We start from the raw sequence: 15716 nt of genomic DNA, 5'->3' as shown, positions 1-15716 counted from the left end.
CTTTCTACTATAATGGGGATAGGTAAAAAGCAAACAAGGAACGGCCAAACTTGTGGGCTATAGGTGAATCAGATGAGTGTTATGTATGCATTTCAGAAGATGGGGAGATCCTTAATGATCCCGATTGCGGTGCTGCCGGCAGCATCCATCCTTCTTCGTATTGGTAAAATGTCGTTTAATGATCCGTTCCTCGTGCATGTGGCTCAAATTTTTGAGCTTGGAGGCAGCGCCATATTTGATAATTTGCCGCTAATCTTTGCGATTGGCATTGCCATTGGGCTTACATCAGGAGATGGCATTGCAGCATTAGCAGCGGCAGTCGGATATTTGGTTTTTGACAATGTGCTTAAACATTTCCAAGTTAGTGCTGGTGGATCAGAAACGCTAGATACAGGTGTACTTGGAGGTATGATGGTTGGGATGCTTTCAGCCACATTCTTTAATCGATTTGGGCAGATTCGGTTGCCGAAGGCGCTTGGATTTTTCGGGGGGAAAAGATTTGTTCCACTTGTGACTTCGTTAGTCATGGTTTTCCTTGGGGTGTTGATTGGGTTTATATGGCCTCCTGTACAGCGGGGGATCAGTGAAATTGGAATGTGGGTTGTCGATAACGGAAACATCGGAGTTTTCATTTACGGTGTGATGAATCGTTTGCTTATTCCAACGGGACTTCATCATGTCATTAATAATATCGCATGGTTTCAAATTGGGGATTTCGTTACGCCAGCAGGCAAAGTGGTCCATGGGGATATCTCACGCTTCTTCGCGGGGGACCTATCAGCCGGAATGTTTATGACAGGGTTTTATCCGGTCATCATGTTCGGTCTGCCAGCAGCAGCCCTCGCAGTAGCTCGAAGTACTTCTTCAAACACTCGGAAATTTGTAGCGCCTGTGATGCTAACTGCAGCACTGACTAGTTTTCTAACTGGCATTACAGAACCTATTGAATTCGCATTTATGTTTGTAGCGCCTGGACTTTATATCATTCATGCCGTGTTAACTGGCTTTTCGATGTTGATCATGAACATCCTGCAAGTGAAAATGGGATTTGGCTTCTCAGCCGGATTTATTGATTTTGTATTAAACTGGCATTTGGCTACGAATCCATATTGGATCATTCTTATCGGAGCAGGGTACTTTATCGTATATTTTGCAACCTTCCGAGCGTATCTGCACTTCTTCCCTTTGAAAGTAACAAATAAGGATGATGTTGAGCAAACGAATTCAGATGAAGCTGCTGCTGTAAATGACACGATAGTTGAAGACAGACCTACCAGCATTCTCAAGTACATTGGCGGGGCATCTAATATTATATCCATTGATGCCTGTATTACCCGACTGCGTTTACTTGTTAAAGAAGAGGTTCTTGTCAAAGATGGAGAGCTGAAGGAACTAGGTGCTATTGGTGTGATCCGGCTAGGAAAAGGCAATGTTCATGTTGTGTTCGGGACGGAGTCGGAACAAATTCGTGAAAGCATTAAACCGATGCTCGGTACAAGTAAGAAATAATCAGGACAAGCCTAAGAATGCGGAGGTGTCTTATGATTGAACGGACGATCATACATGTTCTATCCCATAACGTCGTGATGGCGCATTTGAGTTCAGGGAAAAATTCCATCGCATTTGGAAAAGGGATTGGATTCAAGAAAACACCGGGCATGATGATTAATGAAGGTGAAATCACACAAGAGTTCTTGTTACATACATCAGAAGTGATGAAAAACTATGAGCAAATTCTAAATGCGGTTGACGTTAAAATTATTGGGATTACCGAGGAAGTCATTGCTTACGCGCAAAGCATGCTGGAGGGGGATTTCTCAGAAACGATCCATGCCTCACTCGTCGATCATATTAACTTTGCTGTTGAGCGGCAGAAACGCGGGATTTTCATTACGAACCCATTTGCTTATGAAATTGGTTACATGTATCCCGAGGAATATAAGGTTGCGAAGAAGGCCGTTGAGTTCCTAAATGAGCATCTGGATGTGAAATTGCCTGAGGATGAGGTTGCCTTCCTGACGATGCATTTCAACAGTGCTCGTAAGAAAGAGAAAGCATCGGATTCCCTTGCGGTAGTCCGGGTAGTGTCACAAACGATTGAATCGGCGAAGGAGCTTGGCTTTAATTTCGATGATTCATTCTCGACCCTTCGTTTTATCTCACATCTGAAAGGTGTCATTGAAAGGGTTAAACAAAGGAAAACACTTCAAAATTCACTCCTTTCTAAAATCAAAGAAGAGTATGGCGATACGTATGTGAAGGCGAAAGTGTTATCCTTAATGTTGAGTGATGCCCTCCAATTAGAGGTACCTGACGACGAAACGGGATACTTAACGATGCATTTGGAGCGATTACTGCAACGTACCGAAGTGTAGGCACAAATAAATAGCATGAGAGCATTCCCTTGCAACCTTCGTGGAGCAGGGATTTTTTGTGTGAGTACGAGCTTTTAATCCTTGATTGGATTGCATATTTCTACAATGTCAGCTAAACTGACTGTTAGAGTACTTAGAGAACGGAGTGCATAGGACATGCTGTATAAGAAGTTAGCCAAGCCTTTTTTGTTCCGAATGGATCCGGAAAAAGCGCATCATTTGACGATTGACGGCCTTAGTGTTGTCGGAAACTTACCAGGTGGCAAGCAATTGCTTAAATCCATGTATGGGGTGCCAGACTCACCGCAATTAACACAGAAATTATGGGGATTACACTTTGGTAATCCAGTAGGCCTTGCTGCAGGGCTGGATAAGAATGCGAAAGCGGTAAAAGGATTTACGCAGTTAGGTTTTGGTTTCATGGAAGTAGGTACGATTACACCTAAGCCACAGCCAGGTAACGAGTTGCCGCGTCTGTTTCGTCTTCCTGAGGACAAAGCATTAATTAACCGCATGGGTTTCAACAATGTAGGTACAGCTGAGATGGCACAGAACCTTGAAAAAACAGGTAAACGCGCGATACCAGTAGCCGTAAACATCGGTAAAAATAAATCAACGCCAAACGAGCAGGCTGAGGAAGATTATCGAGCTTGTATTGGGGCGTTATATACATATGGCGATTTCTTTGTTGTTAACATAAGCTCACCAAATACACCTGATTTGCGTAATTTACAACATGGCGATGATTTGAAACGCTTGTTGTCCACTGTGCGAGACGAAATGCAAGCGCAGCATAAGAAGCATGGCGGTGCCGCGAAACCGGTGCTTGTCAAAATCGCGCCAGATCTATCCGACGATGAGCTTGTTCTTACCGTGCAGATTATTAAGGAAAGCGGAATTTCAGGCATCATTGCGACGAATACGACATTGAGCAGAGAAGGCTTACGTCATGCCAATCGCGAGCAAGCGGGTGGTCTGAGTGGTTTGCCATTAACACAGCGCTCAACAGATGTCATTCGACGTGTGTATCAATTAACGGAAGGCAAATTGCCGATTATTGGGGCAGGGGGGATTTTTACTGCGCAGGATGCGTATGACAAAATCCGTGCCGGGGCAAGCCTTGTTGAGGTATATACGGCATTAATTTACGAGGGACCGGGCCTGTTAGGTCGGATAAATAAAGGTCTTCAAGAGCTGTTAAAGAAAGATGGGTTCACACATATTTCCCAGGCAATAGGCGTGGATTCGCACTAACTTCATTCAGGATGGAGGATACATGGATGGATGGACGAGACTGGAAGAAGTTTTTACTGCCCTATGAGCAAGCAGTAGAAGAGTTGAAAGTAAAGTTCAAAACATTACGTGGAGAGCTCAAGAGCCGTGAAGAGTACGCACCAATTGAATTTGTAACGGGGCGTGTTAAGAAAATATCAAGCGTGCTAGAGAAAGCGAAGCGTTTGAGCGTTCCGATGGATCAATTAGAGTCCGGCATTGAAGATATCGCTGGTATTCGCATCATGTGTCAATTCGTAGAGGATACCGAAGTGCTTGCTGAACTCATTCGCAGCAGACAAGATATGAGTGTTGTCTACGAGAAGGATTATATTACGAATAAAAAGCCAAGCGGATATCGAAGCTTTCATATCATTATTGAATATCCCGTTCAAACAGCTCTCGGCATGAAGAAAATTTTAGCAGAAGTGCAGATTCGGACCCTAGCCATGAATTTCTGGGCGACGATTGAGCATTCCTTGAATTATAAATATAAAGAGCAGTTACCTGATGTGGTTCGCGCACGATTGAGTAAAGCGGCGGAAGCAGCTTATCTCCTGGATCAGGAAATGTCTAGTATTCGAGGCGAGATTATGGCTTCGCAGCGGATGTTTGAGGATAATTCTAATCTAGTCAACCGCGTGCTGAGCAATATCCAAGAACTCTATTTCTATCATCGTGTACGCGAAGCCGCCCAATTCCAACTACGCTTCAACGAAATTTGGGAGACAGAAGAAGGGCTTAGCGATTTATCTGCTGATATCGAGGCTGCCATCGCAAGGGCCAAAAAAGGAGAAAACAGCTAATCTATGAGCGGATATGACCGATTGTATGTCGCTTTTCTGTACTATTTTAACGATCAGCGAGATTATTTCGAATGTCATGAAGTGATGGAGGAGCTTTGGCTCGAGGAAGGTCGAAATCCGTTATACCAAGGTCTGCTGCAAATTGCAGTAGGCCTTTATCATCATTCAAATGGAAATGCGAACGGCTCCATCAAATTGTTTCGTGCGGGATTAGACAAGTTGACTCCGTATCCAGAACATGTGCTGGGCATTGATCTTGGCCATTTGGTGAGGGACAGCGAGGTATATCTGGAGCAGCTGCTGAGATTGAACGAGGAGCCGTTTCTTCCTTATGATTTGGACATTGTGATTGTTGATCAAGAGCTTGTGGATCTTGTAGCTGAGATGAAGTTGGATCCGCCGCAAAGTGAAGAACATGATTAGTAGGAAAAAAGGACTTCTCACCATGGGGTGAAGAAGTCCTTTTGTAGGTTTACATTTATTAATGCCATTAACCTTTGTACTTATTAAAAAAGGCTTTGAATACTTCAGGCGTATTGCCAACTGTTGATCCAGCTTCTGGAACTCCGCCAACAATGCGATCTACTTCTACACCATTTTTGTAATAAACAATCGTTGGTGTGGATTCAATCTTGTATTTATTCCAGCCATCTTTGAACTCTTCCAAATTGAACTGTTTCACATCGATATTAAGCTCTTTCTGCAACGGTACTAAAACGGGTGTCGTAACTTTGCAGTGAGGGCAAGTTGATGCATAATAGTACTGGAAGAATGTTTCTTTGTTCTTCAATCTTTCATCCAAAGCTGCTGGTAAAATCAAGTTCTGATAGTTCGGATCGTTTAACTGCTTCACTGTCTCTGGATTTAATTTGGATGCAGCAACACCATAAGGATTACCTGCATTTGCTTTATCCGAAGATTTGACAGATTGCTGATTAACGAAGTATAACCCACCGAATAAAATGACTACAATGCCTAAATACATAAGCAACTTCTTCATGCGTGCACCTCTTTATTATGTCTACTTTCTACTATCTTCTATAAAAAGTATAGCATATCCTGTCCGATTTCGTAAAAAAATTGGCTGTTTCGTGACAACTCAGCTATAATACCGTTACAATGATACATTGCACGATGCATAGGGCCTGATCATAAGGGATTTTATATAGAAAGCGAAGATGTCGAATGGCGAAGCAGTTGCCTCCCCTTTTTAGGGAGAAAATGATTGATTTATTGGGTGAAGAGGAATTTGAGCAATTTCTTGCATCCTATGATGAACCTCGTGTTTACGGTTTAAGGGTTAATACGGGAAAAGTGGCGCGAGCAGACTTTATGGAGATAAGTCCCTTCAACCTTAGTCAAATACCTTGGGTTTCTGAAGGTTTTTATTATGAAGAAGGCGAACGTCCGGGGAAACATCCCTACTACCATGCTGGGCTTTACTATATCCAAGAGCCAAGTGCGATGGCACCAGTTGAGCTGCTTGATGTAAAACCTGGGGAGCGGGTTCTTGATCTATGCGCAGCACCAGGGGGGAAATCGACGCAAATCGCCGCGAAGCTGCAAGGTGAAGGCGTTTTAGTTGTGAACGATATCCACTCGGATCGGGTTAAAGCTTTGGTTAAAAATCTTGAGCTGCTCGGCGTGCGAAATGCCGTAGTTTTGAATGAAAAACCGGAGCGAATGCTGACTGCTTTTCAAGGCTATTTTGATAAAATATTAATAGATGCGCCATGTTCAGGCGAAGGCATGTTCCGCAAGGAAGAAGAAATGATGGGGCAGTGGGAGCGCCATACGGTTCAGGAGTTTGCTGCGATGCAGCGGGAACTGCTAGGACAAGCTGCCACTATGTTAGCCCCAGGCGGCAGAATCGTGTACTCGACGTGTACCTTCTCGCCGGAGGAGAATGAGGCGCAGATTGCGGAGTTTTTGGACAAGCATCCAGCATTTGATGTCGTGCCGATTGAAGGATTTAGCAGCGGGAGACCGGATTGGTTGAGAGAGCCTTGGTGTGAGGCAGATGCTTATAGTGCAACGGCAAAGGCAGCGGTTGCGGGGACGGCGCGTTTGTGGCCGCATAAGTTGCGGGGTGAGGGGCATTTTTTGGCGGTTTTGGGGTTGGGTGAGGGTTCTGGTAGTTTGAGTGCAAATGCAAGTGCGACGGCTGCCGACTTTGTGTCGGCAGCAGCGAAGCGTAGCGGCCGACAGGCGCTACGCGGGAAGGGCCGTGCTGAGGCACCGTCTAGCACGGGGGTGAGCTTGGAGCCGCTGGAGGCGTTCTCCGGTGAGCTGCTGCGCAGCGAGCCTTTCGCCCTGAGGCGGCTGGTCTGTTACGGCGAGCACGCGTATGCGTCGCCGGCGGGCTTGCCCGAGCTGCACGGACTGAAAGTCGTGCGGCCGGGTTGGTACATCGGCGCGCTGCACCGCGGCCGATTTGAACCGTCCCATGCGCTAGCCATGGGACTGCGTTTGCGCGAAGCCAAGCGAGCGCTGAGCTTGGCTTCGAGCGACGAGCGAGCCCTTCGGTACCTGAAGGGCGAGACGCTCGAAGTCGCGGAGAGTGAAATACTCCGCGAAGGGACCCAGGCAGCCAAAGGCTACTGCCTGGTCTGCATTGACGACCATCCCGTCGGCTGGGGCAAGTGGCTCGACGGGATGCTGAAGAACGAATATCCGCCCGGCTGGAGGTGGACCTAACGGTCATGAAACAAACACAACGACTCGATAAAATACTCGCCCATGTTGGCGTAGGCACTCGCTCTGAACTTAAGCGACTCGCCAAGGAAGGCGCCATTTACGTCAATGGCGTAAAAGTTAAAGACAGCGGAATGCAAGTGAACCCCGATACCGATACCATTACCGTGAATGGGGAAGTCGTCACTTACCGCGAGTTTGTTTATCTCATGATGAACAAACCGCAGGGAGTCGTCTCGGCTACCGAAGATAATCGGGACCGCACGGTTGTAGATCTTTTGGACGAGGCTTACGATCCGTTCGAAGTTTTCCCAGTGGGCCGATTGGATAAGGACACAGAGGGTTTTCTTTTGCTAACCAATGACGGTAAACTAGCTCATAACCTGCTCTCCCCGCGTAAACACGTCCCAAAAACTTACTTCGCCAAAGTAGAATGGTCGGTGACTGATGCGGATCGCGAAGCATTTAGTCAAGGTGTGACCTTGGAAGATGGCTACGAGACGTTGCCGGGTGAATTGAAGATTTTAAAGACAGGAAATGAAGCTGCAGGAATCCCTTCCGAAATTGAACTAACAATTATGGAAGGCAAATTCCATCAGGTGAAACGCATGTTCCAAGCCGTTGGCAAACAAGTTGTCTTTCTAAAAAGAATTTCAATGGGCCCACTGGCTTTGGATCCTGATTTGGCCTTGGGGCAAGTGAGAGAATTAAGTGCAGATGAGCTTCAAGCGCTACGAAATGCCAACGAATCCTCTCAAAAATAATCATATACAAAACTACTAGAATATGGTATTTTCTTTTTAAAGAAATATAAATGTGCGGAAGAACCGCCCAGGTGTCGCTCGATGTGAGTGATGTTTGGGTGGTTTTTGCTGTTTATTGTGGAAATATGTTGAAAATAGGTAGACATTTACAATTATGAAATGAGATACTACCAATAATTGGATGACAAAAAGGAGAGGCTTATTTTGAAAAAATCTTTGCTCGTTGTTTCAACAGTGTTTTTAATATCGCTTAGCCAGTCAACAACTTTGGCTGCAGATTCAACGCAAATAAGTTCAAATTCACAAACAACGAAAAGTTTGACGGATATTTCTACCCACTGGGCTAAAGCTTCTATTGAAGGTGCAGTAAAAGCTGGTTATGTCGATGGTTATGAGGATGGAAGCTTTCAACCAAACAAAGAGATAACCCGTGCAGAGTTTGTGAAGTTAGTCGCTTCAGCTACAAAAAGTAAATTGATTGCCTCAGTTGAGGGGGATTCCTGGTACAAACCTTATATTAAAGAGCTGAAAGACCAAGGTGTGCTTAGTGCAACTTTTTATGTGGACGATATGATGGTTCCAATTGCAAGAGGCGAGATGGCTGTGATAGCGACTAAATCAGTGGACAAGACTTCGAATGGGAATTTTATGGATGCGACTAAGTTAGGACTTATTCATGGATTGAGTGGGGGAGAATTGGCTCCGGATGGGAAGACAACGCGTGCACAAGCAGTGACGGTTATTGAGCGTATTTTAGCTGCTAAGCGTGGTGAGAAGTTGCCTGTTGATAAGTATGCTATGAGTGAGGCAGAGATTGAAGCGACGGGGAGTAATGTGGGAACGTTGTTGGGTTTGAAGGCGAGGGAGATAGGTACGGAGTGGACTTATGGAACTGGTGTTACGGTGAAACTGAACAAGTTGATTATTGCTGATCCTTCAGATTCGGACGACCCCTACATGCAGTTAATCGATATGAGTACGTGGGGATCATCAACAGTGAAAGCTGATAACAAAGTTATATTAGCGAACTTCACCATTAATTCTACGGAAGCCGCCATAGGAAGCTCCAACATGGTACCGACGCAAGTTTTATCTCTGTCTGGCATGTCTGACGGATTACTATTATCTGACCAGCAATTATCTCGTGCTATTAGATTTGATAAAGCACAAACTCATACCGGCTTTGTTGCAGCCGCATTACCTAATAAAAATGCTACTAATAGTATTGTTTTTAATGTTCTCGGAGCTCGTATTACTCTGGCCAGTAAATAAGGAGCTGATCTATCAATGAGAAAGTACATAAATAGACTTCTACTCTTCTTAGTTTTGATGGAGCTATTATTACCTTTTGTTAGCCCTAAAAGAGTACAAGCTTCTTCTACCGTGACATTGTATTACAATTTTGAGCAGGGGAGTTATAGCACTTCTCCTGTTGATCCACAATACTCAGCTTCTCAATCAAAGACTTTCACAACAGATCTGAGTTCTGTTGTTTCTGGTACCATCACCAATGTGACCTTGAGTAATCAGGGCGGTACTGGTGGGACAGTATCACGTAGTCGATCATCTATTACCATAACTAATATTGGTGGCAGTCCTACAACGGTTTACGGTAAATCCGAAACATTTCCAATGCATCAGATTTATCGACAGCCTTCTGGACATATTTGGGAACATAAGGGAAGTAAAACTGATCCCATTGAATTCGACGGAGTAAGTGGAACCCCCTCACCATATCCAGGCATTATACCTTTATACGGTAGATATCGATACTTAACAACACAATTTAATTACAGCATTACCAAGGATTTTGGGCCTGATCTACGTTATACTTATGACTCTCCCCTTTATTACAAGGATGGTAAAACAGGCCATGAGGCTAGTGGTGATATAATAAAGAATTTTGCAAAGAGTGGTGCAGCGGTAACTACTGCTTATGAAGTTGCTCGAGCTGAAAACTGGTATTTATCTGAAACTGCTGCAGATCCAACCGGTGATTTTGCGGATATTACCGACCCTGATAAGTTAGATCAGAGCACTATTGAAATTTTTAAAGCTGAGAAATTTAATGCTGATTATGGGGCTTTACCTCTTTCTGTTGGAATGGGAACTAACGATGGGGAGGGTATGATCAGAACGATGATGATCCTGGATGACAAGGTGCCCATAGAGCAGATTGTCGATAATCCTCAAGGCCCAACTGACAAGCCTTATGGGCTTGCTCGTGACTATCAAATGTTCGCAATAGGTGTTTGGAAAGCCACCACCTACAAATACCAAATGTACATAGACGTCACCTACACGCCACCAGTTCAATCAGACCTATCCTTCATCTCTATCGACGCAGACTCCTGCGTCCAAACCGGAGCTACCACAAACATCTTCGTAAAATTCCAAAATATCGGCACCCCAATTCCGAATGGAACTTCCTTCAATGTGACGGTATCCTCAGATGGTGTGGTATTTAAGACTTTCACCTATTCCTCCGGTTTATCAAATACTCCAATCACGGAAACAGTTTCATACACTTTCAACTCCAGCAAGACGATAAGCTTAAATTTAGACTCCAATGACACTATTCCAGAACCTCCCACAGCCAACAACATAGGCAACAAAACGATCTCCCCCGTCACAAACTGCTCCCCCACAGGCGGCACTCTAACAGGTACTGTTAGTATGGATCAAGCCTATATCCCATGGAAATCAAACAATCTTGCTTATGTAAAAGTTGACGACTCAGATCCAGTATGCAAGGCATCTAAATTCTATGTCTCATTTGAAGATCGAGATGGGAATCGTCACAAGAGTCCTAACATGTCTTTCGACGGTTCTGTGAATGGTAAGTTACAAGGCACGTACATGTTCGTTTATCTCGGACCCAATTATGTAGATGATATTGGTTCTGGAAACATTGTTGTGTTCGCCGCAGTTCTCGACACATGTGGAAATTGGAGTTCAATCGGTAACACAAACTTCACAATTGGAAATCCACCACCCATCGATCCGCCAGACATTGAATTTGCGTGGTTCAATAATGACTACAGCAAAGAAATTACCCAAGCTATTGTCGGTGATAGTGTGGCGTTAAAAGTTACAAAAGCGGTCGATCCACAATGTCTATCTTTTAATTATGAATGGGACTTTACAGACGATACCCCTTGGATTGCAGGTATTCCAACCAGAAAAGGGTTAGTAGCACCGATCAGGTTTAACCAATTAAATACGATTTTAGCTGACGAAGTTGGAAAACACACGGTCTGTATTAAAGCAAGTAACAGCCAAAGAAGTGCGACATATTGCCGTAAATTAACGGTGGTTCCTCCTAACCCAGTACCTGTTATTACTGGCGGTAATACAGTGAAAGAGAACAGGATATTAACTCCTGCCTTAGATGTAAGTAGTTCCTATTCTCCAATCGAAGGAAGAACAATTGATCACACGAAAGACGAAAAAACCGGGCTCTGGGGCACAAGTTTTAACACTTCAGGCGAGTACGATCTATCTCTACACGTTTTCGATAACACCGGCCTAAAATCACTCCAACCTGCAACGCATCATATCACGGTAACCCCTGACTACCCTCCTATACCAACGTTAGAAAAGCCTCTAGTAGCTGTTAGAAATGTAGAATATACATTGAAGAATACTTCCTATTCTCCTGATGATGACCATGTTGTTAAGTATAAGGTTTTACGAGGCTACGACGAGTTGAATGACAATAACTGTATTGGATATACAGAAGTATCTAATTCTGAAGCAGCTTTCACTTTCACTCCAACCAAAGTGGGAATTTATTGTTTTCAAGTTTACGCGGAGGAAGATTACGGCAAAAACGCAACTGCTGTATTCACCGTCCAAGTACTTAATGATGCTCCAGATGCTTCATTTACCGTAAATGGTAAAAATTCAACGCCAACCATTCCAGAAGTTACGGCAATAAAACCAACAGATTTAGCTAAGAGTGCTTCTTCGACTTTGGATCAAGTATCTGTCGCAAACTCCTATAGGATTAACTCGGTTGGAAACCTTCTTGCTTTGCCTGCAAATAAGTGTACATACGCAATGGTTGGTTTTACCACGGAATGTAATACCAATAACATGTACAAGTATTCCTACCAAACTATTGAAGAGGTTTCACCAGCATATAGTGTAGTAAGCTCAACAGTTATTCCTGGTGTTACGACTGGAAATAATAAAATTCCCCTTAGAAGCGATTTGCTGTTACAGATCTCTAACGTACAGTGGGATGATGGCGGTGATGAGGATACCAGTCATTATCGATATTGGGCAATAGTAGGTCCTTCAGGCACAGTCGCTGGAGGTTACACATTGTATTCCAATAACAACGACAGTGAAGGGAGTGGCGCCCACTACGGATTAGATCAGGCTACAAACTGGGTGTATGTCAATCCTTCAACTGGAAATTTTACGGTTGAAACCTATACAACGTTTGACGATTACGACGACTATATTAGCAGATGGACAATGAAATATGATACATACAATAGCTCCAATCTTAAAACCAATAGCTATACCTGTAGTAATACGGTTGCATGCTTGACCTTTTCAATGGATGGTCACTCCTTGACAAGGGGAGTAATCGGGAATAGTGATGGCTCGATCGACGTATACCCGATTATTTTAGATTACACCACCTCAGCTGCACCGATTGCCAAGCCAATGTCTTACGACGCTACCGCACCGTTTTCCACCATGACTGGTTGGAGCGGCGCTTACATGTTCAATACTGGATTAAAATTCCAAGATTACGTGTCTAAGACATTAGCTACCGGAGCATCGAGTTATTCCAGCACTACTGCGGATCTTCTCCCCACTACAATTGCTTCATTTGGCAGCAAGGTGCATGTCTTTGATAACCCTAATTCAGTAAATATTAGTTACGGTATTATGCCCAACATACAAGTGGTAAAAGATAGCTCGGTCAGCAGTCTCTCTTGCCCAGCTCCTAATGCTGTGGTTCTCGACAACTATAACCGTATTACCACTTATTCGAAACGCATATTTTTGGATGCACAAAATCCAGAGGTAGCGTACTACACTGTGAACTACAATAAGTATGCATATACCAGTTCTAATGGTTGGCAAACCACCGCCTATTGGTTCACGCAGGTATTGAAGCTAACTCATGATGGTAACGGTAATGTCAATTGTGTTGATAACGCTGGGGTTGTCCCTGCAGATGCTCTGGCTGTAAGCACCATATCAAACCGAGGTGTGGATGTCCCAACCAATGCAACTTTGTATGCAGGGACTCGAATATTTCCCGGCGGGTTAACCTACAACGGAACAAGCATTGTGAAGTTGAATTTAATCCGAGGTTCGGGCACTGGAGCAAACAAAGAAGTAGTTATGGGCAATGGCGTCACTAGAAATATTGGTCAGCTACAATATAACAAACTCATGAGAAACGTTTCATTGAGCACATCCTTCAGATTTTACAATGGTTCCTATTCAAACGTGCCTGCCGGTGTTTCTTTCCGTTTGCAAGATAATAAGAATATGTATCGTGTGGAAATTGACGCTAATTCCGTTTCCCTACTCAAGATAGTGAACGGGGTAAAAACTTATCTGGATACCAAGACGATTACTGCCGTTGGAACTTCTTGGATTAACCTAAAAGTGCGAGCGCTCGGGAATCAGATTAAAGTTTACGTCAATGGTGTTCCTTACATCATTCTAAACGACAACACATTTTTAACAGAGGGATATGTTGGTCCGTATACAGAAGTTGCTTTTACTGAATTTAAATCAATAATTACCGAAAAATACGCAGATAGTGCCTTAGAAGACACGTTAGGAGTTGTCCTTGTAGATGAAACAGCCGAGTATGATACCGTTATAACGGACGATGAAAATGATCCCATAGCTCCACCTTTGACAGAGTGGAATGTTCAACAAACGAGTAGCTCTTTGTTTTTGGATGCTGGGGATGGTAAATCAGGTGCGGAAGCTAGTTACACAAGCACTACGGCAAAACCTGTGTTTTCAAGGGTTGGAAAATACCGAGTAGGATATAAAGTTATTGACGACCCTCAGCCAGACTTTTTGTATCCGTCAAACGTTTTTCATACTTATCGTCAATGGAGTCCGATATACGAATCGGATATTACAGTTCACCGTAAGCCTATAGCGAGGCTGTCACTATATTTAAATGGCGATGGCACGATTGGGAATACAGATACTTCATATGATCCAGATCGCTGCTATGCAGATTTAAGTTGCCATAGTGGGTATACGGCTAATAAGGGGATCTATGAAAGGCTATCATATTTCATTTCACCCTCAGGCATGTCAACAGCCTCACTTCCAACGAAACCTATTGAATCCGGCGATTATTATGCTTATCTAGCAGTAAAAGACGAGTATGGGGCTTGGTCCGATTTTGTAGAAGCTAAGATCACTATTACCGTTCCTTTGCCGAATAATCCTCCTACTGCTGCATTAACGTTTCCAAATGGAATATTAGGTGCACCATCGTACGTATCTCTAAAACCAACCATTTCGTGGAACCAGACGGATCCAGATGCGAACACGTTTTACACAGCATTTGAAATTTCGGTAAAGGATCAATCCGGAAATTGTGTGGAGTGTGTAATTCAGACATTTAATACTACCAATAACAGTTGGTCATGGACATTGGATACTACTTTATCGCCTGGAGGGTTATATCAGGTACAAGTAAAGGTTTGGGATGAAGGTGGAAAAAGTTCGTCATGGTCGAATACAGGTTGGATGGTCACTAACCGGCCACCAGTCGCTGCAATGACAATCCCTGCTGGAACTCAAGCTGTACCAACTTTATTTAGCACACAAACTCCAACACTATTTTGGAATCAAACCGATCCAGATCCAAGTACGATTTTTCAATATTTTCAAATCCAAATTACGAATGAAGACAATACCGTCATGATCTTGGACTCAGGTCAAAATTGGCAAGGGACATCATCGGCGACAGGAAGTTGGCAAGTCAATACCCTTTTACCTGCAGGACAGAAATTAAGAGTTCGGGTCCGGACATTTGACGGATTCTTATGGTCAGCCTATTCACCCCAAACATGGATGTACATCAATCGAGCGCCTATTGCCGATTTTGATTGGAATCCAAAACCCGTCTGGGAAGGTGATGAGGTGTGGAGCATAAATAATTCGATTGATCCTGATGGCGATGATCTTTCTTATTTATGGTCCATCGAAGGACCAGATGGGGTTGGGAAGCCGTTTACTACAATGAATTTCACTCAAAAATTCACCGAACCTGGCGATTACAAAGTGACACTTTCAGTTACTGATGGGTTGCTTACGTCTTCGGTGGTCAAAATGATTACCGCGTTGCCGCTAACCATTCACTCTGATGTGAATTCCACCGATCAGTGGTTGATTTTGCATAATCAGAAGGGACATCAAACCCTGACAAAACCTAAACAATTTTACTCTGGGGAAATCTTAATAGTAAAAAGTCAGAGCGCTCTAGCCCCAGTGGAGAAAGTGATTGCTTGGATAGACACTACTGGTTTAGATGGCCAGCGGATACTGGTCTCTACAAAGTTGTTACCTCAGTTGGGTGAAAACACCAAGTATAGTGGTGAACTGTACGATAGCCAATTCCAATCCTTTACGGAGGGGCTGCCAAAAGGGCTGCAAATCATTCATTTTCAGATACGATACAGTAATGGTGTTGTGAAAAATGAGGATATCCCTATCGAAATCATTGGGAATGCCCAGCAATCGGTTGGCGTACATAGGGTGCAATAGCTTTTTTGTAAAAGCGATGAACTACATGGAAA

Annotated in this window: 10 protein-coding genes; 9 read left to right on the top strand and 1 reads right to left on the bottom strand. The window is 43.9% G+C overall.

What is annotated here, in order from left to right; genetic code table 11:
* Positions 1-81 precede the first annotated feature (81 nt).
* From AC58UX_RS06875 to AC58UX_RS06855, 5 genes are all read left to right on the top strand, one after another.
* Complete coding sequence (locus AC58UX_RS06875; protein WP_497252097.1) at positions 82-1509, top strand: PTS transporter subunit EIIC; 1428 nt, start codon at positions 82-84, stop codon at positions 1507-1509.
* A gap of 32 nt (positions 1510-1541) precedes the next feature.
* Positions 1542-2375, top strand: coding sequence for a PRD domain-containing protein (locus AC58UX_RS06870; protein WP_497250808.1), 834 nt, complete (start codon positions 1542-1544; stop codon positions 2373-2375).
* A 156-nt stretch (positions 2376-2531) separates the two neighbouring features.
* The gene (locus AC58UX_RS06865) at positions 2532-3629 is read left to right on the top strand and encodes a quinone-dependent dihydroorotate dehydrogenase (protein WP_497250806.1); all 1098 of its coding nucleotides are present in this window, start codon (positions 2532-2534) and stop codon (positions 3627-3629) included.
* A 26-nt stretch (positions 3630-3655) separates the two neighbouring features.
* Positions 3656-4453 (top strand): GTP diphosphokinase, encoded by a 798-nt coding sequence (gene yjbM, locus AC58UX_RS06860; RefSeq protein WP_497252095.1) that lies wholly within the window; start codon positions 3656-3658, stop codon positions 4451-4453.
* 3 nt (positions 4454-4456) lie between these two features.
* Positions 4457-4876 (top strand): DUF309 domain-containing protein, encoded by a 420-nt coding sequence (locus AC58UX_RS06855; protein ID WP_497250804.1) that lies wholly within the window; start codon positions 4457-4459, stop codon positions 4874-4876.
* Between the two features lie 67 nt (positions 4877-4943).
* On the opposite strand, the gene AC58UX_RS06850 is transcribed toward AC58UX_RS06855, so the two are convergent.
* Positions 4944-5453 (bottom strand): thioredoxin family protein, encoded by a 510-nt coding sequence (locus AC58UX_RS06850; protein ID WP_497250802.1) that lies wholly within the window; start codon positions 5451-5453, stop codon positions 4944-4946.
* 185 nt (positions 5454-5638) lie between these two features.
* On the opposite strand from AC58UX_RS06850, the gene AC58UX_RS06845 reads away from it, so the two are divergent.
* The 4 genes from AC58UX_RS06845 to AC58UX_RS06830 all read left to right on the top strand — a co-directional run bounded on the left by AC58UX_RS06845 (position 5639) and on the right by AC58UX_RS06830 (position 15684).
* Positions 5639-7150 carry an RsmB/NOP family class I SAM-dependent RNA methyltransferase gene (locus tag AC58UX_RS06845; protein WP_497250800.1) on the top strand — a complete coding sequence of 504 codons (1512 nt, stop codon included), beginning with the start codon at positions 5639-5641 and terminating at the stop codon, positions 7148-7150.
* A 5-nt stretch (positions 7151-7155) separates the two neighbouring features.
* Entirely contained in the window at positions 7156-7911 is a 756-nt protein-coding gene (locus tag AC58UX_RS06840) for a pseudouridine synthase (RefSeq protein WP_497250798.1), read from the top strand.
* A gap of 204 nt (positions 7912-8115) precedes the next feature.
* Positions 8116-9183 (top strand): S-layer homology domain-containing protein, encoded by a 1068-nt coding sequence (locus AC58UX_RS06835; RefSeq protein WP_497250796.1) that lies wholly within the window; start codon positions 8116-8118, stop codon positions 9181-9183.
* 15 nt (positions 9184-9198) lie between these two features.
* The gene (locus AC58UX_RS06830) at positions 9199-15684 is read left to right on the top strand and encodes a PKD domain-containing protein (protein WP_497250794.1); all 6486 of its coding nucleotides are present in this window, start codon (positions 9199-9201) and stop codon (positions 15682-15684) included.
* Positions 15685-15716: the final 32 nt, after the last annotated feature.

The sequence above is a fragment of the Paenibacillus sp. J22P90 genome, assembly GCF_059692195.1.
Note: the sequence above shows the minus strand (reverse complement) of the source record. Positions and strands in the feature narration are given on the sequence as shown.